The 22,484-nt window shown below is 63.4% G+C and carries 22 protein-coding genes and 1 tRNA gene; 10 read left to right on the top strand and 13 right to left on the bottom strand.

Annotation, left to right across the window (positions count from 1 at the left end):
- Positions 1-204 precede the first annotated feature (204 nt).
- Complete coding sequence (locus tag OB916_RS08125) at positions 205-1,560, top strand: sulfatase (RefSeq protein ID WP_315908797.1); 1,356 nt, start codon at positions 205-207, stop codon at positions 1,558-1,560.
- A gap of 10 nt (positions 1,561-1,570) precedes the next feature.
- Here OB916_RS08125 and OB916_RS08120 read toward each other — a convergent pair whose 3' ends face one another.
- Both OB916_RS08120 and OB916_RS08115 read right to left on the bottom strand, forming a co-directional pair.
- A complete protein-coding gene (locus tag OB916_RS08120) occupies positions 1,571-3,097 on the bottom strand; it encodes a flippase (RefSeq protein WP_315908796.1) in 1,527 nt (508 codons plus the stop codon).
- A 5-nt stretch (positions 3,098-3,102) separates the two neighbouring features.
- Positions 3,103-4,161 (bottom strand): glycosyltransferase family 4 protein, encoded by a 1,059-nt coding sequence (locus OB916_RS08115; RefSeq protein WP_315908799.1) that lies wholly within the window; start codon positions 4,159-4,161, stop codon positions 3,103-3,105.
- 284 nt (positions 4,162-4,445) lie between these two features.
- Here OB916_RS08115 and OB916_RS08110 point away from each other — a divergent pair, with 284 nt between their 5' ends.
- The 5 genes from OB916_RS08110 to OB916_RS08090 all read left to right on the top strand — a co-directional run bounded on the left by OB916_RS08110 (position 4,446) and on the right by OB916_RS08090 (position 11,413).
- Entirely contained in the window at positions 4,446-4,637 is a 192-nt protein-coding gene (locus tag OB916_RS08110; RefSeq protein WP_315908795.1) for a DUF7333 family protein, read from the top strand.
- Positions 4,638-4,715: 78 nt separating this feature from the next.
- On the top strand, positions 4,716-5,735 hold the full coding sequence (locus tag OB916_RS08105) for a DHH family phosphoesterase (protein ID WP_315908794.1): 1,020 nt from the start codon (positions 4,716-4,718) through the stop codon (positions 5,733-5,735).
- A gap of 96 nt (positions 5,736-5,831) precedes the next feature.
- On the top strand, positions 5,832-8,231 hold the full coding sequence (locus OB916_RS08100; protein WP_315908793.1) for an ATP-dependent DNA helicase: 2,400 nt from the start codon (positions 5,832-5,834) through the stop codon (positions 8,229-8,231).
- Between the two features lie 78 nt (positions 8,232-8,309).
- Entirely contained in the window at positions 8,310-10,292 is a 1,983-nt protein-coding gene (locus tag OB916_RS08095) for a beta-propeller domain-containing protein (protein ID WP_315908792.1), read from the top strand.
- Positions 10,293-10,384: 92 nt separating this feature from the next.
- Positions 10,385-11,413 (top strand): ArsA family ATPase, encoded by a 1,029-nt coding sequence (locus tag OB916_RS08090; RefSeq protein ID WP_315908791.1) that lies wholly within the window; start codon positions 10,385-10,387, stop codon positions 11,411-11,413.
- 21 nt (positions 11,414-11,434) lie between these two features.
- Here the strand turns inward: OB916_RS08090 and OB916_RS08085 are convergent, their stop codons facing one another.
- From OB916_RS08085 to OB916_RS08070, 4 genes are all read right to left on the bottom strand, one after another.
- Positions 11,435-12,751, bottom strand: a complete 1,317-nt coding sequence (locus OB916_RS08085) for a glycerate kinase type-2 family protein (protein ID WP_315908790.1) — start codon at positions 12,749-12,751, stop codon at positions 11,435-11,437.
- A 5-nt stretch (positions 12,752-12,756) separates the two neighbouring features.
- Complete coding sequence (locus tag OB916_RS08080; RefSeq protein WP_315908789.1) at positions 12,757-13,590, bottom strand: SDR family oxidoreductase; 834 nt, start codon at positions 13,588-13,590, stop codon at positions 12,757-12,759.
- A 93-nt stretch (positions 13,591-13,683) separates the two neighbouring features.
- Positions 13,684-14,721 carry a DUF5787 family protein gene (locus tag OB916_RS08075; RefSeq protein WP_315908788.1) on the bottom strand — a complete coding sequence of 346 codons (1,038 nt, stop codon included), beginning with the start codon at positions 14,719-14,721 and terminating at the stop codon, positions 13,684-13,686.
- Positions 14,722-14,831: 110 nt separating this feature from the next.
- Positions 14,832-15,266 carry a bis(5'-nucleosyl)-tetraphosphatase gene (locus tag OB916_RS08070; protein WP_315908787.1) on the bottom strand — a complete coding sequence of 145 codons (435 nt, stop codon included), beginning with the start codon at positions 15,264-15,266 and terminating at the stop codon, positions 14,832-14,834.
- A 189-nt stretch (positions 15,267-15,455) separates the two neighbouring features.
- Here OB916_RS08070 and OB916_RS08065 point away from each other — a divergent pair, with 189 nt between their 5' ends.
- Together OB916_RS08065 and OB916_RS08060 are read left to right on the top strand one after the other, a co-directional pair.
- Complete coding sequence (locus OB916_RS08065) at positions 15,456-15,974, top strand: CinA family protein (protein WP_315908786.1); 519 nt, start codon at positions 15,456-15,458, stop codon at positions 15,972-15,974.
- Between the two features lie 77 nt (positions 15,975-16,051).
- Entirely contained in the window at positions 16,052-16,537 is a 486-nt protein-coding gene (locus OB916_RS08060; RefSeq protein WP_315908785.1) for a metal-dependent hydrolase, read from the top strand.
- On the opposite strand, the gene OB916_RS08055 is transcribed toward OB916_RS08060, so the two are convergent.
- A complete protein-coding gene (locus OB916_RS08055; protein ID WP_315908784.1) occupies positions 16,534-17,298 on the bottom strand; it encodes a PHP domain-containing protein in 765 nt (254 codons plus the stop codon). The genes OB916_RS08060 and OB916_RS08055 overlap by 4 nt on opposite strands.
- Positions 17,299-17,383: 85 nt before the next feature.
- Here OB916_RS08055 and OB916_RS08050 point away from each other — a divergent pair, with 85 nt between their 5' ends.
- Entirely contained in the window at positions 17,384-17,689 is a 306-nt protein-coding gene (locus OB916_RS08050; protein WP_315908783.1) for a DUF7565 family protein, read from the top strand.
- 54 nt (positions 17,690-17,743) lie between these two features.
- On the opposite strand, the gene OB916_RS08045 is transcribed toward OB916_RS08050, so the two are convergent.
- Entirely contained in the window at positions 17,744-18,019 is a 276-nt protein-coding gene (locus OB916_RS08045; RefSeq protein ID WP_229111344.1) for a PadR family transcriptional regulator, read from the bottom strand.
- Between the two features lie 499 nt (positions 18,020-18,518).
- On the bottom strand, positions 18,519-19,004 hold the full coding sequence (locus OB916_RS08040) for a DUF309 domain-containing protein (protein ID WP_315908782.1): 486 nt from the start codon (positions 19,002-19,004) through the stop codon (positions 18,519-18,521).
- 141 nt (positions 19,005-19,145) lie between these two features.
- On the opposite strand from OB916_RS08040, the gene OB916_RS08035 reads away from it, so the two are divergent.
- Positions 19,146-19,229: transfer RNA gene (locus tag OB916_RS08035), tRNA-Leu, on the top strand.
- A 166-nt stretch (positions 19,230-19,395) separates the two neighbouring features.
- Here the strand turns inward: OB916_RS08035 and OB916_RS08030 are convergent.
- The 4 genes from OB916_RS08030 to OB916_RS08015 form a co-directional block, all read right to left on the bottom strand.
- Positions 19,396-19,929, bottom strand: a complete 534-nt coding sequence (locus OB916_RS08030; RefSeq protein ID WP_315908781.1) for a DoxX family membrane protein — start codon at positions 19,927-19,929, stop codon at positions 19,396-19,398.
- Between the two features lie 143 nt (positions 19,930-20,072).
- Positions 20,073-20,564: a cyclic pyranopterin monophosphate synthase MoaC gene (moaC, locus tag OB916_RS08025; protein ID WP_315908780.1), complete on the bottom strand. Its 492-nt coding sequence runs from the start codon at positions 20,562-20,564 to the stop codon at positions 20,073-20,075.
- Positions 20,557-22,011: an NAD(P)H-hydrate dehydratase gene (locus OB916_RS08020; protein ID WP_315908779.1), complete on the bottom strand. Its 1,455-nt coding sequence runs from the start codon at positions 22,009-22,011 to the stop codon at positions 20,557-20,559. Before OB916_RS08020 ends, moaC begins: the two co-directional genes overlap by 8 nt.
- Before the next feature lie 64 nt (positions 22,012-22,075).
- On the bottom strand, positions 22,076-22,354 hold the full coding sequence (locus OB916_RS08015; RefSeq protein WP_315908778.1) for an acylphosphatase: 279 nt from the start codon (positions 22,352-22,354) through the stop codon (positions 22,076-22,078).
- Positions 22,355-22,484: the final 130 nt, after the last annotated feature.

Here is a 22,484-nt window from a genome sequence, read left to right as displayed (position 1 = left end):
GGTTCGGGACAATAATGATCGTGGCGTCGATGACCTGATGGAAGAAATCGATCACCTGTTCGTTCATTCAACAGCTGACGCTAACGTGCAAAGCTGAGTTGTTATAGTGAGTCGCACAGATACTGTACCTAGTAGCTACCATTGTTATGGGGTTTTTAGCGTGTATAATAAGCTTTATCGACTGTCTCTGCGATAAACTACTAAATGGACTCTGAGAACGTTCTTCTTGTCACTGTCGACAGCCTTCGGTTTGATTATATCTTTTCCAGACGTAAAAATGAACCACTTGCACCCAACCTACACACTCTCCGAAGCGATTCGGTAAATCTGACCGGCGTCGTTGCCAACGGCTCTTCTACGCCTTCTAGTTTTCCTTCTATTCTGACTAGCACTCTTCCGCTTACGTACGGAGGATATAGTTATCTGAACGACAATCGCCCGTTTATTGCCCGTACGCTTCGAGAGTCGGGATACTACACTATCGGTTATCACTCTAACCCACATCTCGGCTCCGAACAGAACTACGACAGTGGATTCGACACCTTCAACGACTCTGCTGAGGGTTCGGACTCCGTCGCCTCGCTGAAGGACCGCGTCGAGCGCCGCCTTGACCCAGATTCGAAAATTTACAGCCTCCTGCGGCGCGTCTGGCACTACTTCACGCTCACCACGGATTCCTCCGCGTACGCGAAGGCGCCGACGATTACCGAAAACGCGCTTGATTGGTTCAAAAGTGAGTGGGACGATGAGGACCCCTTCTTTATGTGGCTCCACTATATGGACGTCCACTACCCTTTCCAGCCACCCGAGCAGTTCCTCGAAGACCTCAACGTTGATCCACTCCCGAAGCGTCGCGTTGCCGAACTCAACGGCAAGATGCAGGAAGAGCCCGACCAACTCACAGAAGAGGATGTCGATGACCTACTCAAACTATACGAAGGGGAGATCCGCTTCACGGACCACTATATCGGGAAGGTCCTCGACGAATTAAAGGAACGTGGCATCCTTGACGAGACAATCATCGTCGTCACTGCTGACCACGGGGAGGCGTTCGGCGAGCACGACCGATTCGGTCACCACCCCTACCTTTACGACGAACTGCTTCGCGTCCCGCTCATCATCTATGCGCCCGAAATTGAATCGCGGACTATTGACCAGCAGGTTTCCCTGCTTGACCTCGGACCTACCCTGTACGATCTCCTTGACATCGAGACACCCGATGCGGTTCAGGGGACGAGTTTTGCGCCCCTACTCCGTGGCGAGGAGATGGAAGAAGAGGTTACCATCGCAACAGCGGCAAGCGGGGGGACACTCGCTTGCCGGACATCCGAATGGAAGTGTTTTTGGCTAGTTGAGGAAGATCAGGTTGAGTTATACGATCTCCAGTCAGATCCCGACGAGCTAAACGACGTGAGCGAGGAACACCCTGACATTGTCGCCGAGTTCCGAGAACAAATGAATGCGTACCTCGACGAAGCCGAAGCAACGGATATCGACCTCCCCGAAGTCGAGACGAGTGACGAGGTCGAACAGCGGCTCCGTGATCTCGGCTACCGCTGAGCATCGATATTCAGCGTCGATGAAGTAACTCGACTATTGGGTCAGGGACCGGGAGACCGTACTGTTCCTCCGCTGAACGGAGGATCATAACCTCCGTTCGCGAGATTCCGAAGAGCACCAACACGGAGACGACGTACAGTAGACATGCCACTCCCGAGACACCAAGTAGCCAGAGCACCGTTGTCGGAACTGTTGGCGCGACAATGAACCCAAACACCCCAAATATCCCGATTGCAACAAGTGCTGGCCCGAACACGTTCCCACGAATCGGTGTTGTATCAAGGAGGTAACGAACCTCGACTGCTGCGAGCCCGTCCCGTAGGACAAATGATATACTAGTTGCGACAGCGGCACCGACAATCCCAAATCGCGGAATAAATAGTACGTTGAGAACGACGTTTACGATTGCGGCGAGAACGCTGTTGAACGCAAGAAGACGCGACCGACCGAGAGCCTGTAGTATCGGTCCGTTTACGCTTAACACATTTTGTGAGCCGTACCCGAATGCCAATATTGCGAGCGCAAGTCCGCCACCAGCGTACGCTGATCCGTATATAATGCTGATGAACTCTGATGAAAAAACCCCAAGCGGAACGAACGCACAGGCACTGGCGACAACAAGCCAGCGCGAAACCGGCCGAAACACGCTCATGACCCCTTCGGTGTCCTCATCGTGTTCGAGCTCGCTTGCTACGGGTGCGCCGAGGAAATTGAACGCTGTCGAGAACATCTGCATGAATCCGACGGCCGCGTACGCGACTCCATAAACGCCGACTGCCGAACTATCGAGAAAATATAATATGAGGAATATATCCACGCTGCGGTACACGAATCCGGCGAGACCGGACGCAATGAGCGGAATCGAATATCGCGCAACTCGTTCTGTAAGGTCGACATCAATTTGGAGTGGTGTTTGGGGGAGTGTTCTATAGAGAAGAAATAGTGCGAGTGCACTCGTCACGACGTACGGAAACGCGTAGGCGCCAGCGATCCCTGCCTGATCAAGGCCGAGGACGACAGCAACTATAACCAGAAAGAACCGGATCAACGGCTGTGTGATGTTCTTTACGTAAACCCGATAAAGTGGCTCTTTCTCACCACGAATGCCGCCAATCGCAATATTGAGAAGTGCCGAAAATGGAATCGCAGCCCCAAAAATACGGATACTAACAGTCACTGACGGATCTCCAAACACTTCTGTGGCAATCACAGGGGCTCCGAGCGCCACTAGACCACCAATGATGACGGCATTTGTGAGTGAGATCCCAACCGCCGTCGTCACCAGTGAGCGCTTCTGTTTGCTCTCGATTCGGGGGAGGTATCGAGTCAACCCACCTGCTAACCCCAGTCCGGCGATAATCGACCCAATATCGAGGAGAGCTGTTCCGGTTGTCAGCCCACCGAACCCACCGACAGAGAGATACCGTGCTGCGAGCACCTGCGCGAAGAAGGCGATAACCAACTCCAAAAACAAACCAACGTAAACGATACTCGCACCCTTGACGACGTCCCGGATCGCTTGATCGTTGTCACTCATCGATACTAATCACAGATCGTCCGGAGGAATCGTTCGTACCTGCCGTACAGACTATCCCACGTGAACGACGTCGCTACGGCTTCCCGACCCACCTCCGCAAGACGTGACCGTTCGGCACCATCAGTTGCAAGGCGATCGATAGCAGCAGCGAGACAATCCGGATCATGTGCGTCACAGAGAAGGCCCGTCTGCCCGTCCTCAACGACCTCGGGAACACCGCCGACACGAGTCGCAACGACGGGCGTGCCCGTCGCCTGCGCTTCGAGGACGACTCTCGGCAACCCTTCGGTATGGGATGGGAGTACGAGCACGTCGATTTCGTGATAGAATGCGGGGATCTGCTCGTAGGGAATCGCTCCGAGAAACGTCGCCGTCGAGCCGAACTTCCGTTCGAGTCGCTCCCGATCGGGACCGTCGCCTGCGACGATGAGGTGCGAGTCCGAGTGTACTCGGTCGAGAGCATCCGCGAGGTCGTCTAGGCCCTTGTACTCGTGAAGTCCTCCGACATAGCCGAGTCGAAGGTCGTCATCATCTGGCAAGCGTTTCATATCCGACGAAGAGAGCGGATCCGGTGGGCCGTCTGGGTGAAACCGGTCAGTGTCGACCGCGTTCTTAACATCAAAAACGCGGTTCGGGTCGATACCCAGTGCTTCGAGCTCGTCACCGATTGCCTGACAGACCACGAAATAGGCGTCGTGAGGGGCGCGCAAACGCGCCTCGAATGACTTGTCGAGAAGACAATCAGATATGCTGCCACCGGCTGCAGTCGGGCTCGATCCCACGTGCACGACATGCGAGATATCGAGCGCGGCGGCAGCTCCCAATCCCGCGAGATATGTTTTACGCGTTTTCGAGATTATCGCGTCGGCGTCCATTTGTCGACCCACTGAGATAGCTCGAACGAGCGTTCTGGTCGGATCGAACCCGAACCGGAAGTGTGGAGACAGTGAGCGTTGAAACGATCGTTCGGGCTCGTCGTTCCAGTCGATGAGCCTCACGTCGTGGCCACGTGCCCGTAACCCGGAGACTACGTTCCGGACGTGGATCTGCCCGCCACGCACCATCGTGCCCGAAAAAGAGATGGGCTCCTCAGTGAGGTAGAGCAGTCGCATCTGTCCCAGAATTGGGGAGAGGAGTAAATAGAATGTCGGTATCGAGTGCACGAATAGGGCACGTGTGCGACAGCCTAGATCAACCGCTTACAACTGACTCCGCCGGTCGTCGTATCGACCGCGACTAACCGTGCTGCGTGCCAATCAGAAAGCGTTCTCGCGTCGCTCGATAGGCCATCCGGAAACCTTCACCGCCAACTCGCCTTTCAAGCCAGGCCAGCACACAACCCAAAACGATGGAATTCGATACACTAACCACGGCCCTCACATTCGCCGCCCTGATCGCCCTCGGCGTCGGCGGAGCCGCGATGACGCCGATGGGACTCGAAACGACGCTCATGATGGTATTGCCGTCTGCCCTGGCATTCGGCGCGATCATGCTGTTCCTCGGAGTCAAGCACGGCGAGTACCGCGCCCGAAACGTATAATTCGACCCGTGCGACAACCGAGTAATCGATCCACAACTCCCCTGCACACCTAACTACATAGAGCAAGTACATCCACGAATGAGCACGGCCGCCGAACTCCAGGAGCTGCTGGCTGACGGAGACGAGATCAACATCGTCTGTCACGACAACCCCGATCCGGACTGTCTGGCGAGCGCGCTCGCGCTGGGTCGGATCGCGGCCGCTGCGGGCATCGACGAGCGACACATCCTCTACAGCGGGGCGATCTCCCACCAGCAGAACCGCGCCTTCGTGAACCTGCTCGACATCGACATCCAGCCGTTTGATCCCGCCGCCGTCACGGATCGGCCGCCGGACTCGTTGCTCGCGTTTGTGGACCATTCGATACCCGGCGAGAACAACCAGGTTCCGGAAGGGACCCCCATCGATATCGTGATCGACCACCATCCCGCCGAGGAGGTCGAGGCCCGCTTCGTCGACCGCCGAGAGGAGGTCGGCGCGGCTGCGACGATCCTCACGGAGTACGTCCAGGCGCTCGGTATCGAGGTCGATTCGAGACTGGCGACGGCCCTCATGGTCGCGATCCGGTCAGACACCCTCGATTTCCTTCGCGGGGCGACCCGCGCGGAGTACGAGGCGGCGGGGTTCCTCCAGGAGGATGTCGACGGAGATATGGTCCGGCAGATATCGTCGCCGTCGGTCACCGGGGCGACACTCGACGCGATCTCGACGGCGATCGACAACCGGATGACGACGGGGGCGATCCTCATCTCGCACGTCGGCCGGACGTCCGAACGCGATTCGCTTCCCCAGGCCGTCGACTACCTCGCGCGACTGGAGGGCGTCCAGACGGCAATCGTCTTCGGCATCGTCGAGGACACGATCCACGTCAGCGCCCGGTCACCGGATCCGCGGGTGCACGTCGGCAACCTCCTTCGCGACGCTTTCGAAGACGTCGGCAGCGGTGGCGGCCACCACGACGTGGCCGGCGGGCAGATCCCGCTCGGCATCTTCGCCGATTACACGACGGACGACGAACAGCTGCTCGATATCGTCGAGCGGGTCATCACGGACCGCCTCTCGAAGGGACTGAACATCTCCGAGGACGAGGAGTCGTAGCGACCGCCGGCAGATGCCGGGAGTGCGCCGTGGGAGATAGCCGCAAGGCCGGATCCGTACGTTCAAGAGTGGCGACGCCCCAACCCGGACTACGAAATGGCCGACCCGGACTGGGAGCCGTACTTCGGATTCGACGAGCCCTACGAGAGCCAGGCCGACGCCATCGAGTCGGCGATCGACGTCGGGAAGCGGCAGGGCTATCTCGCGATGGAGGGACCCTGCGGGACCGGCAAGACGATGGCCGCCCTGACCGCGGCCGCGACGCTCCTCCGGGAGGGCGATCACTACGAGTCCGTCGTCGTGGTCACGCCCGTCAAACAGCAACTGAAGCAGTTCGTCGCGGACCTCCGGACGCTCAACGCGGGCTTGCAGCAACCTCTCGCGGGCATTTCGCTCGTCGGCAAGCGCGACCTCTGTCCGTACGGTCGTGAGGACGTGTTCCCGCCCGAGAAGAGCGTCCACAACCGCTGTGAAGACCTCCGTGAGAACACGGCTCAACTCGTCGAAAGCGACGGAGAGGGCGGCGACGAGCCGCCGGCCGCCGAGAGCGCCGTGGGCGGCGACCCCGACGAGATCTGGTGGGACCCGCAGATCGCCAGCGACCTCGCGAAAGCCGCCCGGGCGGACGCGACGGGCCAGCGAGCACTCGGGGGCGGTCTCTCCACGGCCGGCGCGACTTCCCCGTACCGGCAGAGCCAACCAACGGCACCCGAAGACGTCGCCGGCGACGACCCGCCGCTGTACTGTCCGTTTGAGGCCGACTGGTACGCCCGGAACAAAGGCTCGCCCGTGGATTTCGCCGCCGGCGAGGAGTTCGTCCTCACGCCCGACGACTATCTCCCGGCAGCCACCGAGCGCGGGACCTGCCCACATCGGGCAATGGGCGTCCTGCTCGCGAACGCCGATGTCGTGATCGGCAACTACAACCACCTGTTCGATCCCGATTCTCGGCCCCTCCTCGCGGAGATCCTCGACGAGCGGACGTTCGTGATCGTCGACGAGGCCCATAGACTGGAAGGACGCGTCCGCGATCTCCTCTCGGACCGCGTCGGTCGTCAGACCCTCGTACAGGCCCGCAACGACTGCCATCAACTGCTCCAGCGGGCGCGCCAGACCGACGACCACCGCGCGCAGGTCGAAGCGCGGCTGACGAGCCACGAGGTGAACCTCGAAGCAGTCGAAGGAGCGCGAGATTTCTACGACGACGTGCTGCGATGGCTGGACGAGCGCGTCGAGCGTGCTCTGGACGAAGAGGCAGGTCGGGGCTGGCGGGCTGACCCCGACACCCTGCCCGAACACGACATCGAGGTTCCACTTCGCGATCCCGAGACCGTCGAGACCGACGAACTGACCGAGTGGGCTACCGACGAGGGATACACTGGTTCGTTGTGGCGAAGTCTCCCCAAGATCGGCGCGGCCGTCGAGGATACGATGGACCAGCTGGGGATCGCGCGCCAGCCGGTCGCGGCCGCCGTGGGAGCGATCATGTCCCGGTGGTGGGAGCGCGATCACGCCACGAAACTGCGGGAGATCGAACTCGAACACAGCCCGACCGACGACCAGCGCGTCGAGGGCTGGCAGCGGGAATACACTGCCGGACTCGTCCTGTTCGACTGTATGCCGACAGAAGCCCTGCGGGAGATTTTCGACGCGCTCGGCGGCGGGATGTTGATGAGCGCGACCCTCTCGCCGCTGTCGGTGTTCACTCAGGTCGCAGGGCTGAACGCGCTGACTGAGGGCGACCCCGACGGAGAAAACCCTGGCCGACCGATCGAAACGCGGTCGTACCCGTTGCGGTTCCCCGAGTCCAACCGGGCGAGCTGGATCGTCGACGCGAGCCCCTTCACCGCGCGCAATCGGGGTGAGCCGACCCAGGACCAGCGGTCGTGGACGAACACTCGCGACGAGTACGCCCACGTCCTGCGGACGGTCGCGCGCAGTCCCGGCAACGTCCTGATCGCGATGCCCAACTACCGGGAAGCCGCGTGGGCTGGCTCCTACCTCTCCGAGGCCGTCGAGAAGCCAGTCCTCGTCGACGAGTCGACGAGCAACGACGAGACGGAAGCGCTGAAACAGCGGTTTTTCGACGGTGAGGGAAAGGTAATCGTCACGAGCACGCGCGGGACGCTGACCGAGGGCGTCGATTACGACGGGGCGAAGCTCTCGACAGCCGCGGTCGTTGGCGTACCGCTGGTCAACGTTGGTTCCCCGCGCGTGCAGGCTGTCCGACGGGCCTACGGCGACGCCTTCGGCGAGGACAACGCCTTCGAGTACGCGCTGACGGTGCCGGCGGTTCGGCGGGCGCGGCAGGCGATCGGTCGGGTGATCCGCGGCACCGAGGAGGTCGGCGTTCGGATCCTGGCCGACCGCCGCTACGTCGGGGGAGCGCGCCACAGCGTCAACGGTCATCTCTCGCCGGCGGAGCGCGAGGAGTTCGTCCGCATGACGCCCGACTTTCTCGCCGGGAAGATCGAGCAGTTCTGGTCGGAGCGGTAGCTCGACGGCGTGAGGGATAGCTCAAAGCGGCGTTTGAGCTTTCGCGAGTACTTAGCGGGTGGCAGAGTATCATCGCGTATGGACGAACTGAATCTCGGTGCGATCGTCGTCGTCGCGCTGCTCGTCGGCTCCGTGGTGGGAGCGGGCGTCGCGACGGTGGCGATCTCTGACGATGGATCGACTCCGGACGACATCGGTGACGGACCCAATGGCGACGATCCAGGGCTGACGGATCCAGGATCGGACGCCGCGCAAACGGGCGTCACGACGTTCGAGAGTGTCGAGGAGTTCCAGCAATACGTCCAGAACAGTCCAGACACTGCTCGCAGTGGCTTCTGGCTGACGCCGCAGACGTTCGATCTGGCGGTCGAAACGGACGCCACGAGAGCCGAGGCGAGTGAGCCGAGTGATACGAACCCTGACCGCCACTCCTCGACGAACGTCCAGGTGGCGGGCATCGACGAACCGGACCGACTCAAGACGACCGGTGACCACGCCTACTACGCCGATAGACCGGTCTATCGAATCCAGCCAGTTCTCGAAGGTTCGAGTTCCGACGTGGACGATACCTGGGACTCTCCGGGTACGACACACGTCATCGACTCGAGCGATCCGGCGGCACCCGAGCGGATCACCGGCATCGATCAGAGCGGGAAGTTACTGTTGTCGGGTGACTCGCTGGTCGTCTTCCAGGGATCGCGGCTCGTCGGCTACGACGTGAGCGATCCGGCGGAGCCGCGACAGACCTGGGAGCGATCGGTCAACGGGACGATCGAAACGGCGCGGCTGCTGGACGGGCAGCTATACGTCGTGACACAGTCGCCGGTATCACCCGGGATGGATTGCCCGGTCGAACCGCTGGAAGGCAGCGCGATTCCCTGCACGTCGATCTATCGGCCGCACGCGCAGATTCCCGTCGACGCGACCTACACGGCGTACGAACTCGACCCGGCTGACGGCGCGATAGCGGACAGCGTCAGCGTCGTCGGGACGCGCGATCGCTCGGCCATCTACATGTCCGAGAACGCCCTGTACGTCACCTACACCCAGCGGACGCAGCGCGGGGAGGTCATCGCGGAAGCCGTCCGCTCCGATCGGATCGACGCGCCCGGGTGGGTCGAACGGCGAGTGAGCGAGATCCAGTCGTACAACCTCTCGGCGCGGGCGATGGAGGTCGAAGTCGAGGCGACGATCCAGCAGTGGTTTGACGGCGTCCCTGCCGACGAGCGTGAGGCGGTCCGTTCGACGTACCAGGATGGACTGCAGGCCTACGTCGACGACCACCGTCGCGAACTCGCGACGACCGGGATCGCCCGGATCGGTGTCGGGGATGGACTCTCGGTCGAGGCCACCGGTCAGGTTCCCGGCGAGCCGCTCGACCAGTTCTCGCTGGACGAACACAACGGCACCCTGCGGATCGCGACGACGATCCCCCGACAGTTCGGGACCGAGAGCGTCAACGATCTCTACACGCTTGAGGCCGACTCGCTCGAACGCCAGGGCTCGGTCACAGACATGGGTCAGGATCAGCGCGTCTACGCCGTCCGATACGTCGGTGACACCGCCTACGTCGTCACGTTCCGGCAGATCGACCCCTTCCACGTGATCGATCTTTCCGATCCCGCGAATCCGGGAGAGGTCGGCGAACTCGAACTGCCGGGCTACTCCTCGTACCTCCACCCCATCGACGACGGGCACGTCCTCGGGATCGGCGAGGAAGACGGCACGGTCAAGGCGACGCTGTTCGACGCGAGCGACCCGAGCGATCCGACCATCGACGACACGTACTACCCCGGATCACGCTGGTCGGCGATCGCGGAGTCCCATCACGCGTTCCTCATCGATCGCAAACATGAGGTGTTCTTCCTGCCCGGCGACAGCGAGGGCTACGTCGTCGATTATACCGACGGGGAACTCACGGAGACGGCACGGATCCGGATCGACGGTCAGCCACAGCGCGCAGCCTACATCGGTGATCACCTGTACGTCTTCAGCGACCAGGAACTGGTCGTGATGGACGAGACTGACTGGTCGAAGACGGACTCGATAGAACTGCCGTGAGGGATTTCGAAGTGGCCGTCTTACCCTGGTGATGCGGCCGCGACCGCGAGGAGACCGACGAGTACACAAGTCCGGCCCGGGTAGCGCCGGACATGACGGACATCGACGTCGAGGCAGTCGAGGAAATCGACGACGCGGCCGTGCCCACCGGGGTCGACGCCCCCGACTACGTCCTCTACGGGGGCAAAGGCGGCGTGGGCAAGACGACCATGGCCGCCGCGACAGGACTGGCCAGTGCCCGCGACGGCACCGCGACGCTGATCGTCTCGACCGATCCGGCACACTCGCTGTCTGACACGCTCGAAACCGACATCCCGGGCGAGCCGGCAAAGATCCGCGAGGAGATCCCGCTGTACGCCGTCGAGATCGACCCGGAGAACGCCTTCGGCGAGAACCCGCTTGGCGTCGAGGACAGCCTCGGCCCGCTCACGGACATGCTCGGCGACGACATGGCGGATCCGTTCGGGGCCGCGATGCCAGGCACCGACGAGGCAGCGGCGATGCGATTGCTGTTGCAGTATCTCGACGACGAGCGGTTCGATCGCGTGGTCGTCGACACAGCGCCGACCGGCCACACACTCAGATTGCTCGAACTACCGGACGTAATGGAGACGATGGTCGGACGCCTGATCGCCTTCCGCGAGCGCATGAGCGGCGTGCTGGAGTCGGTGACGGGCATGTTCGGGGACGAGGACGAACAGGTCGAAGAGGGACTGGGCGATCTGCGCGAGCTCAGCCAGCGGATCGAACGCCTGCGAGCCGTCCTGCAGGATCCGGCGAAGACCGACTTCCGCGTCGTCATGGTGCCCGAAGAACTCAGCGTCATGGAGTCCGAGCGACTCCTGACCCAGCTGGAAGAGTTCGGGATTCCTGTCGGCACGATCGTCGTCAATCGCGTGATGGAAGACCTGACCGACGTCGCCGACATCGAGGCCGACTGGTTCGTCTCGCCGAATCTCGACAGCTGTGAGTTCTGCAAGCGCCGCTGGGACGTCCAGCAGAAAGCTCTCCAGCGATCCCAGGACGTCTTCCGCGGCCACGACGTCAAGCGCGTCCCGCTGTTCGCCGAGGAGGTTCGCGGCGAGACGCTGCTGAAAGCCGTCGCGGCCTGTCTCGAATAGCGCGGTGTTTGATCTGCGTCGTCACCCGTCCTCGACGACCAGCACGCGGAGATCGTTGACGTTCGTCCCCGTCGGCCCGGTTTCGATCAGCGCGTCGGCGTCTTCGAGCACCGACAGCGAGTCGTTTTCGACGAGCGCGCGCCGGGCAGCCATCGGGTCGTTGACGGTCTCGCCGTCGACGATCGCTCCCGCGGCGTCGGTCGCACCGTCCGAGCCGTCCGTGTCGACGCTCGCACAGACGACGCCCGCCGGGAGTTCGATCCCTGCCCGCAGCGCGAACTCCAGGTTCGGCCCGCCCTCGCCGTTGCCAAGGACGGTCACCGTCGCCTCCCCGCCCGAGAGGAACACGGCTGGCGGCTCGACCGGATGGCCGGTCTCACGACACTCCTCGGCGATGGCGACCTGGCTGAGCGCCGCTTCGCTCGCCTCGCCCCGTATCCGTGAAGAGAGGACCACGGCCTCGTACTCGGTGTCGTCGACGGCGTCCTCGGCGGCCGACAGCGCCGTCCACGCGTTCGCGAGGACGTGGTTGTCGACGTGTGGCAACTCGCCCGAGGGCGTCTCCGGCCGCTCGCCGGTCGCTCCGGCTTCCAGGTGCTCGACCACCGCCTCGGGTGGGTCCACGCCGTAGTGATCGAGCACGGCAAGTGCGTCCTCGTAGGTCGTCTCGTCCGGAGCGGTCGGCCCGGAGGCGATCGTGGCGAGGTCGTCACCGACGACGTCCGAGAAGACCAGTCCGACGACCGTCGCCGGCGCGGCCGCTTCCGCCAGCCCGCCTCCCTTGATCGCCGAGAGGTGCTTGCGGACGGCGTTGATCTCCTCGATCGCCGCGCCGCTCTCGACGAGCGTCTCGGTAATCGCCTGCAGGTCAGCCAGTCGTACGTCGCCCGCGGGCAACGGGAGCAAGGCACTCCCGCCGCCCGTGATCGCAACGAGCACCAGCGAGCTCTCGCCGTGCTCGCGAGCGCGATCGACGATCTCGCGGGCCCCCTCGCGACCCTGCTCGTCCGGCACAGGGTGAGACCCCTCGACGACGTCGACCGCCTCGGTCTCGACGGGGTCGGTCGTCACGACCAGTCCGCGGTCGATCCGGTCGTCGAGCACGTCCCCCAGCGCCCGGGCGACGACATCGGCGGCCTTGCCACCGCCAAGCAGAACGATCTCGTCGTATGCAGTGAGATCGTAGCGGGCGTCGGCGATCCGGAGAGTGTCGTCCTCGACGGAAACCTGCTCGGCGACGACACGCTCGGGCCGGGCGGCCTCGATCCCCGCCTCGATGCAGGACAGTGCGAGGTCGTGTGCCGGCGTCCGCGCCAGCGCGTCGCGGTCCTCGATCATCCCGATCACCGCCGCAGCGACGTCACGCGCCGCAACAGTCGCCAGACGCGATCGCGAACGCGATCGGGCAGATACCGGGCCAGCGTGGCGGTCTTCGCGAGCCGTCCGACCGGATAGCGTGGCTCGGGATCGGTCACCGTCGCGGCGTCTTTGATTGTCGTCGCCACAGCCCCGGGCGGCATGCCGAAGGAATCGCTGGCCTCGATGGCGACGCGGTCGTCCTGGATCTCGTAGATCGCCTCGTACGCACCGGAGCGTTCCAGGCGGTCGCGGGAAGCCTCGACGCGCCGTTCGAACTCGGTCGCGACCGGCCCGGGTTCGACGAGCACGACCTCGATCCCGTACTGGTCGACCTCGTTACGGAGCGCGTCGCTCATCCCCTCCAGTGCGAACTTCGAGGCGCTGTAGGCGCCCTCGCCCGGCGTGGCGAGAAAGCCAGTGATGCTGGAGACGTTGATGATCCGTCCCGTCTCGCGGTCGCGCATGTGCGGCAGGACTGCTCGGATCAGCCGGTGTGGGCCGTAGACGTTGACGTCGAACTGGTCGTCGAGGGCGTCGGTAGGCACGTCTTCGAGCGGTCCGAACTGGGCCGTCCCGGCGTTGTTGACCAGGCAGTCGATCCGGCCCTGCTCGTCGACGACCCGGTCGACGACGCGATCGACCTCGTGAGCGTTCGTCACGTCCAGTTCGGCCGTCTCACACCCGGCCTCGGCCAACTCCGCGATGTCGTCTTCGTCGCGGGCAGTCGCGTACACCGTCCACTCGTCATCGAGGAAAGCCTCGGCTGTCGCACGCCCGATGCCGGACGAACACCCCGTGATCAGTACCGTCTTTGCCATACGCCACCCCTCGAAGCGCTGGTAGGTAAGACCGTCGCCTCACTGGGGCCGGAACACGGGACGTAACTCTCGTCGCGGGAGGCTCGGACGGCATCACTCTTCGAGCCCGGGTCGAGTTCGCAGGCGCTGGCGGTCGAGCAGTCGCCTGATCCCGGCCCCCGGGCCGCCGTCAATCGGCCAGCCGCGCGTCCGCCAGGTCGGCGGCTCGGGCTCGTATTCCGGACAGCCGCCGCGACACTCGCTCCCGGTCTGATGGCACGCTTTCGTACCGCAATAGGGCAGGAACCCCGCCGGCACGTCGCGCAACTCGAAGTGTCGACAGTCCGGGCGCATCGTGTCGACGTACGACCGGAAGCCGCGTTCGTAGGCCCGCTCGGCGATCGCCAGTCGCTTCTCGCGCTTCCAGTCCGGATCGACGTACGAAAACCGGGCCGCGGACGCGTCGCGCGTCCCTCCTTCCGGTCGCTCTTCGATGCGGGTGCCCGGTTCGGTGGGCGACAGCGACCGCGGCTGCCAGATCGCCTCGGCGTCGGCCCCGTCGACGAGAAGGATCCCGACCTCGACGGGAACGTCCTCCAGCAAGGCGCGCTCGAATCGCTCCTGGCCGTCCGCGGTCGCCACCCAGACCTCGTCGGCCAGGCCGACGGCGACGTCTCGCTGGAGTTGCTCGCCCAGCACGCGGGCGGCGCTGGCGTCGAAGTCCGGTTTGTTCTCGATCGCAACGATCCGATCGACCCAGTCCGGATACGCCCAGCGCCGGCGGATCTGGAGTCGGTTGCCCCGCGTTCGCGTTTCGAGGATCCCACGATCGCCGGCCCGGTGAATCGATTCCCGGACGTACCGCCAGGGGTAGCCGGGATCGGGCAGGGCGTCCCGATACCACGTCCACTCGTCGGGCGCGTACCGGAGCACGTCGAGCAGGTCCGAATCGAGGCGTTCGCGACCGAACCGGCTGCGTGCTTCGAGTGCGTCCGGATCACACTCGATGATGATCGTGTCCCAGCGCCGTCGCTCCGTGCCGAGCTGGCGGGCGATCAGGACGGGCTGCGTCCGCTCTCGGCCCGGGGGCCAGGACAGCTCGGCCCACTGGCAGACCTGCAATTCGAAGACGAACTCGCTGTCCGGGTCCACGTGCGCCTGCAGACGCTGCTCGTGGAAAACCGTATCGCCAGCCGATCCGGCCTCGCGTCCGGAGTATCGTTCGCGGGCCCGGTCTTTCGTCTGAGGTGGCTGCCGTGGCTCTAGAGCTCACCTTCGGCTTTCTTTTCGTCGAGGAAGTCGTGAGCCTCCTCGAGGATCTCCCGTGGCCCGTCCTGCGTGACGGTGTTGACCGCCTGCTTGTAGTCGCGCCACTGCAGGTCGCGGTGTTCGTTGGACAGTTCGGCACTCGCTTCGTAGGACTTGGCGATGAAGAGGTGGACGGTCTTGTGGATGGTGTTGCCGTCCGCCTCGAAGATGTAATCGTAGTCCTTGCGGAATCCATCGACGAGCCGGAACTCTTCGATCCCGGCTTCTTCTTTCACTTCTCGGATGGCCGTCTGCTGTAACTCCTCGTCGCCTTCGACCCCGCCCTTGGGAAATTCCCAGTCGCCGGGCCGACTCTTCAACAGGAGGTATTCACGACGGCCACGCGTATCGCGAAAGAGGATCGCTCCCGCGCTCGTGGCCTCTATCATTACTGATGTATACTCGATCGTTACTTAAGAGAATATCGGAGCCGCTGTCCTTTCGAGTGGTGATCGGACATCACGACACGAGCCGGTAACTACCGGCGGAAATGAACGCTCGGGGGCTTCGCTACCCGAGTGCGAACACCTTCGCGCCCAACAGTAAGTCTCACCTGTCTGGCGCGCGCTGAGTCCCGCATGAACGCCCGCGATCAGACGCGCGAACTGGCGACACGCGTGCGAGATCGGCTACGTGAGACCGACGAGACGCTGGCCGTCGCCGAGACCTGCACCGGCGGCGGCGTCGGTGCGGCACTGACGACACCCCCGGGAGCCAGCGACTATCTCGACCGCGTGCTCGTCCCCTACGACTACGACGCTCTGCGGACGCTGACGGGTGTCGACCGCGAGACGCTCGACCGACACGGTGCCGTCAGCGAAGCCGCGACCGCCGAGCTCGCCCGGGCCGCCAGGGATCTGGCCGACGTGACGTGGGGAGTTGCCAACACCGGCGTCGCCGGTCCCGGCGGCGGCACCGGCGAAACGCCCGTCGGAACGGCCATCATCGGCGTCGCCTACGCCGCCCCCTGGGAGAGCGGCGACTCCACGACCGCCGTCGATCAGTATCGCTTCGATGGCGATCGGCAGGCAGTCCGCGAGCAGGTCGTCCGACAGTCGCTGACCGATTTGCTCGAAGCGATCAAACGAGAGCGGTAGCGAAACCCAGGCCACGGCTGGCAAGCGCTGCCGTCGGAGGGAAACGCTTGAGTCCCCGCCGTCCGTCGATTCCGGTGATGAACAAACGCGGGCACGTGCTGAACGCCGTCCTGTTGAGTGTCGGAATCGGGATCATCGTCCAGCCGAGTGGCGACCTCGAGACCGTGCGAACGATCGCTGAAGTGCTTGTCCCGGTCGTGCTCGGGGCGCTGTTCCCGGACGTCGACACGGCGTTCGGAAAGCACCGCAAAACGCTACACAACCTCCCAGTCCTCGGGATCGTGCTCGCCTATCCGATCTACTTCTCGAATCTCCAGTACGTCTGGATCGGCGTCCTCACTCACTACGTGCTCGACGTCCTCGGGAGCCGGCGCGGGATCGCTTTCTTTTATCCTTTCTGGGACGAAGAGTTTGATCTCCCGATCGGCGTGCCCGTCAGCAGCAAGTGGGCAACCCCGATGATGCTCACAGTGACGGCGTTCGAACTCGTCGTTGCAGCCGGGCTCATCTACGGGACGCCGCCCGAGATCCAGGCACAGGTCCAGCAGGTCATCGGCCTCTAGACGACGCGAACATCGTCGAACCGCCCACCGTACGCGACGTGGCCGGGATGGGTCGCCTCCATCCCTGACAGGACGATCCGGTCGAACTTCTTCCAGGCGTTCTCGTAGCCCAGATGGGAAAACTCGAGCAGTTTTCGGGTGCGATGGCTGTACCCCGATCGATGGAACAGCCGTCGCCGTGTGCCGTCTTCGAGCGCTTCGGCGAGGTCGCTCGCTGTCCGAAGATTTGCCTCGAAAGTCGTCCAGACTTCGCCGACGGTACCCGGAAGGTGCGCGTACGAGGACGCAAACGCCGGGAGACCGAGCTCGCTCGCGAGCGACTGGGCACGCCGGTTGTGCCAGGGGAGGTGTTTGGGATTGTACACCTCGATTCCGTCGATCACGTGCCGGTATTCCAGGAGTTGCTCGCGGCCGAGGCTGACGCTCAGAAATGCCGGGTGAGGCGCGAGCACGGTGGCATCCTGGCGGCGAAGTTCGGCCATCGCACCGTCGAGCGTGATGAAATCCGGGATCGGAGCGTCGAGATCGAGCGCCAGCACGTGCCGCCTGTCGTGCCACGGCCCGGTGAAGATCTCCCGGCCCGGGACGACGGTCAACTCGTCGTCGCTGAACGTCTCGGCCTGCCGTTCGATCGTTGGCCAGCGCGTGAAGTGCGGTGCGTACACCAGCACGTCGAGCCCGCGGGCTTTCGCCCGCTCGACGACGCCGCCGTCGAGTACCTTGACGTGCAGGTCCACGCGGGTCCCATCGCTCCCTGTCACCTGTCGATTTACTCCCGAGGGGGAATTATCGCTTCTGATTGCGCCCGGGGAAACATTCACGGTCGTCTCGATGCTTATGTCGCGTATGACCAGCTGGGAGTGTGCAATCGAGGGCGACGGACGGACGTTCGACCGGGTCGAGGATCTGATCGTCCATCAGGCGACTGACCACCAGCGTGTCGAGTGTCAGGTCTGCGGGACAGTCCTGCCCGATGGCTACTTCGCGATCCGGCACGCCTTCGAAGAGCACAGTCGGGCCGAATACGTCCGGGCGTACGACGCAACGGCAAAGGAAGTCCGCAAGCGCGAGAGCGTCAAAGAGACAATCGAGAGCGAGGCCGACCTTCGGGAAGTCGTCGACCGGCTCGAAGGTGGCTCCGGGACGTTTTGAGCCCACCGCACCATCAGTAACTGCTGGAAACGGGACCGGTCACGGCAACTGCGATCACAGATCGACGTACTGCTGTTCCCACTCGCGTCGCGCCTCGATCTCTCGACGGCCACGCCGTGTCAGGCTGTAGTAGTTCGTCCGTCGGTCGCGCTGTCCCTTCTCGACGAGTCCCTTGTCGACGAGCGTGTCGAGGTTCGGATACAGCCGTCCGTGGTGAATCTCCTTCTCGTAGTACTCCTCGAGTTCCTCTTTGATTGCGAGCCCGTGCGGCTCCTCTTTTCCGGCGATGACATATAGCAGGTCTCGCTGGAATCCTGTCAAGTCGTACATCGGTAATGTCCACTTTTACGTTACTGTCGGAATAATATAAATATATCGGCCTGAAAGTGACGCTTTGGCGGTAAGTACGCTATCAGACCGTCGTCGTGGGTGAACCGAAGGATAATACCGCTGAGGGGAGTGCCTACGGCAGGGTGGCCGCTCGTCGACAACTACTGGTCGTAATTCTGTATTGGTAGTTATCTCGAAGTGGCTATCGTCGCCGGTCGAACTGCGGTCGCCACTGATCCAGACACGGATACCGGTCGCGGTGACAGTCGACCACAGATGGCACTACCAGACTAACAACGAGTGGAAAGCGAACCGGCCGGGAAAGCCCCGGCCGGACGCTTGCCGCCCTGAATTGGTCCCCGCTGACGCTTCGGCCCTCCAAGCGAAGCGTCATCTCGATTTTGGGAGACGGACCGTCTTAAAAGTACCGACACCAGGAGAGAATATCACCGAAAAATAAGGCGCAGAGTCGCTGGACGCACATCGGCAGGACGGAACCTCACGGATCGAGACCGTCAACATACTCGTAATCCGACTGTGTCCCGACGGGCCGCGCCCCGTCGAGGGTGATTCGCCACCCATCAAGCGTGTCCGGATCGACGATCGCGTTCGTGAGCGTCGTTCGCACGTCGAGGACGTCGACGCCGTAGTAGTCGTTCGGGATGCCGTAGAGGTACTGGAGCGCAGTTTCGAAGAGACTCACCATTCCGTCGTCGTTCTCGAAGTCGAAGTGCTTGTACGCGCCCGCCGCGACCTGGACCATCCCGTGGGCGAAGGCGCTCTCGGTGGTTCCGCGGCCGTAATTGTACCATTCTGATTCAAAACAGTCATGCGATTCATGGAACGCGCCGTCGTTGTACAGCCGGACGCCGTGCACCACTGCCCGCCGGAGCGTCGCGTGTTCCCACGTCCGGGTTTCCGGATTCCACCCGGTCGGAGATCCGTCGGGCGGTGGCACGCTGTCGTCGCGCGTATGCTCGTCCATGGGGAGTTATTCGCAGGTCGGGCAAAGCGCTCGTCGCTCCCGGCGGAACTGACCGACTTCGCGACGGAGTCCGGTCTTCGGACCGCCACCCTGTTTCGTAGCACGTTTATATCCCGTCCCGTTATCGACAGATGCGCGCGTGCGAGGGTAGCCAAGCCTGGAAACGGCGGCGGACTCAAGATCCGCTCCCGTAGGGGTCCAAGGGTTCAAATCCCTTCCCTCGCATCGCGTTCCGGCGCCACCACGCGTCGGACGAGATGCACGCTCGCACTGTTGGCCACTACGGCCCCTCGCAAAACAGTGCGCGGAAGTCCGCACGGAGCGGTCTTCCCTCGCAAACCTTCTCCGACGAAACTGAACGGCGAGCCCCGACGCTGTCACTGCAACGACCTCACCCGAGGAGATACCGCAGCCAGGGATTGTTCTCGACCAGCGCCGTCGATTCGAGATACTCGTCGACGCCGAGGATTCGTCCTGCCCCGAAGGCCCCGAGACCGAACAGGACCATGATATAGACGACGTGGCTATCGATGAGCAGGCTGTTCTCGAGCGGGTATCCCGAGAGGTAATAGAACAGCATGATGACCGAGCCCCAGAGCGCGCTCCAGCGGACGGCCGCACCCAGCAGTAGCGCCAGCCCGACGAGAGTTAACCCCCACACGTTCAGCGGGTCTACGATGCCAATGTAGTCCTGGGCGAGCGTCTCCCAGAGACCGGGCAGGAGCACCCCCTCGCGGTTGGCCGCACCCATCAGGTAGCCGCGTGCCGACCAGTCCCCGGCCAGCAACTTGTCGACGCCCGCGTAGAAGAACACCCAGCCCATGACCAGCCGGAGCGTGACCAGCGAGTACCCGACCCAACGCTCTGAGTACTCGAAGTCCGTTTTGCGCCCGAAGATATCGGTCTCGATCGTTCGTCTTGCCATCCTATGTCACCATCTATCATCCTAATAGGCAGACAGTTAAAGCTTACTTATATATGAAGATATTTCTGGACCCTCAGGCGCCGAGATCCGGATATTGATGCCTGTTCTCCGGTTACGAAGAGATATTTTCCGGATCTCAGATATTACGGTCGTTTCGTCTTCTCGACGACGGTCACGTCTTTGATTGCAGTGTCGGGGTACTGGCCGGCCTCGTCTTTCTCGGCGGCTTTGACCATGTCCCAGACGACATTCAGCCCGGTCGTGACGCCTTCGAGCGCTTCCATCTCGCAGCCAGTCTTGCCAGTCGTCTCGACGACGACGGTCAGCGTCACGTCGGCCTCGCCGACGTCGAAGTCCGTCTCGACGTTCGTGATCGGGATCTGGTGGCACATCGGGATCGTCTCCCAGGTGTGTTTGACCGCCTGGATCGCGCCCACTCGGGCGGTCGCAAGGACGTCGCCCTTCTCGAGTTCGTTCGCCCGGATCGCTGCCACCGTCGATTCCTGCAAGTGGATCGTCCCGCGGGCGACCGCCCGTCGTTTGCTGTCGGGTTTGTCGCCGACGTCAACCATCTGCGCCTCCCCTGACTCGTCGGTGTGGGTCAGTTCTCCCTGATCGTCGCCCGCGTCAGGCATCGTTGTCCTCCCACATCACCGGTGGAATCGCACCGAGCAGGTCGGTCGCCACGAGGCCGTAGCCCTGCCGGTCGACGACTCGATCGCCCGCTTTGCCGGTGACGTACGCACCGATCGCCGCCGCGGCTAGTGGCTCCTGGGTCGCCGCGAGCGCGCCCACCGTACCCGCCAGTACGTCTCCGGTTCCGCCAACGGTCATCCCGGGATTGCCGGTCCGGTTGACCCGGGTCCGCTCGCCGTCCGAGAGCACGTCGTACGGGCCTTTGACCAGTAGCGGCTGTCCGAGTTCGGCCGCGAACGATTCGACCAGGTCGGCACGCTCGCGCCAGTCGGCGGCCGTCTCGCCGCCCATCGCCTCGAGTTCGCCCTGGTGGGGCGTACAGAGGAGTGTGGCGTCGGTCTCGACACTGGGGACGACCTGAAGCGCGTCAGCGTCGACGACCGCGAAGCCGTCGTAGTTCCCGAGGAACTCCTGGACCGCCACGAGCGTGTTCTCCGCCGCACCGAGGCCGGGACCGAGGACCACGCTGTCGTGTTCGGCAGCGAGCTCCCGCACCCTCGCGACCGAGTTGGAGGTGAACCGCTCACCGTCGAACGGCCGGACGATCAGGTTCTCGCTGTAGCTCTGGATCTCGTCAGCGACAGACCGGGGGCAGGCGACCCGGACGAGGTCGGCACCGGCCCGCAACGCTGCCTGGGCGGCCAGTGCCGGCGCACCGGTATAGGGCCCGCCGCCGACGACCAGCACCTCACCGAAATCGCCCTTGTGGCTGTCGGCTGGCCGGGAGAGTCGAAGGAGGTCGCCGCGTTCGACGAACCGCTCTGCCGCCGCCGGAATCCCGATATCTGCGACTGTGACGGATGCGTCCAGTGCGTCCAGCCCGGGCTTGGGCTTGTGGAACGTGACGACGTGATCGGCCTCGACGGCGTTCTCGGCGAGTGTGCCCGTTTCCCCGTCGAGCCCGGAGGGCACGTCTACCGAGAGCACCGGCGTCTCGCTGTCGTTTAGCCGCCCTGCTGCCGTGGCGAGCGGTTCGCGGACCCGTCCACTGATGCCTGTCCCGAGCATCGCGTCGACGAACAGGACCGGATCGTCGAACTCGATCGCCGACGAATCTCGCCACTCCGCGGCATCGAGTTCCGAGCGCTGGAGCGCCGCCCAGTTCTCGCGAGCGATGTCGGTCGTGATCGTCTTCGCGTGACCGAGCAACCGGACGCGAACGTCGTATTCATCGAGGAACCGGGCCGCGGCGAACGCGTCACCGCCGTTGTTGCCCCGTCCGGCGACGATCGTGACGTCGCCCCCCGGTTCGACGACCGAACGAACCGCGCGAGCGACGGCGTTGCCCGCCGACTCCATCAGCTGCTTCGGTGGGACCCCCAGTGCGGCGCTGTTCCCGTCGATCACCGCCATCTGCGTGCCCGTGATCGCTTCGCCGAGACTCATACCCTCGTCTTCGGCCGGACCACCCAAAAGCCCACAGGGATCTTGGTTCGGGGACCAGCAACTATCAGTATCTTATCTCGAAGCCGTCCAGATCCTTCGGCCGTTCGTACTCGACGTCGACGTCGTCGACGCGGGCCTGGGGGCTCCCCTCGTGACAGAACTCGACCATCGCCTTGACGTCCGCTTGGGGGCCTTCGAAGACGGCTTCGACGCGGCCATCGTCGAGGTTCTTCACCCAGCCGTCGACGTTGTGCTGGCGGGCGGTGTCGCGGGTCGTCGCACGGAAGAACACGCCCTGGACGCGACCGGCAACGAATACGTGTGCGCGAGCGCGATCGCTCATATCGATACGTCGAACGGCCAGGCACAAAACGTTCACCGAGCGGTGGCAGACTACTCGAACGCGCGGACAATATCAACGAACGTCGTCAGGATCAGCGGTCCGCATATGGGGTAGCGTGAACGCGTTGAAC

This window comes from Halapricum hydrolyticum, from assembly GCF_025517535.1.
GTDB classification, from domain to species: domain Archaea; phylum Halobacteriota; class Halobacteria; order Halobacteriales; family Haloarculaceae; genus Halapricum; species Halapricum hydrolyticum.
Note: the sequence above shows the minus strand (reverse complement) of the source record. Positions and strands in the feature narration are given on the sequence as shown.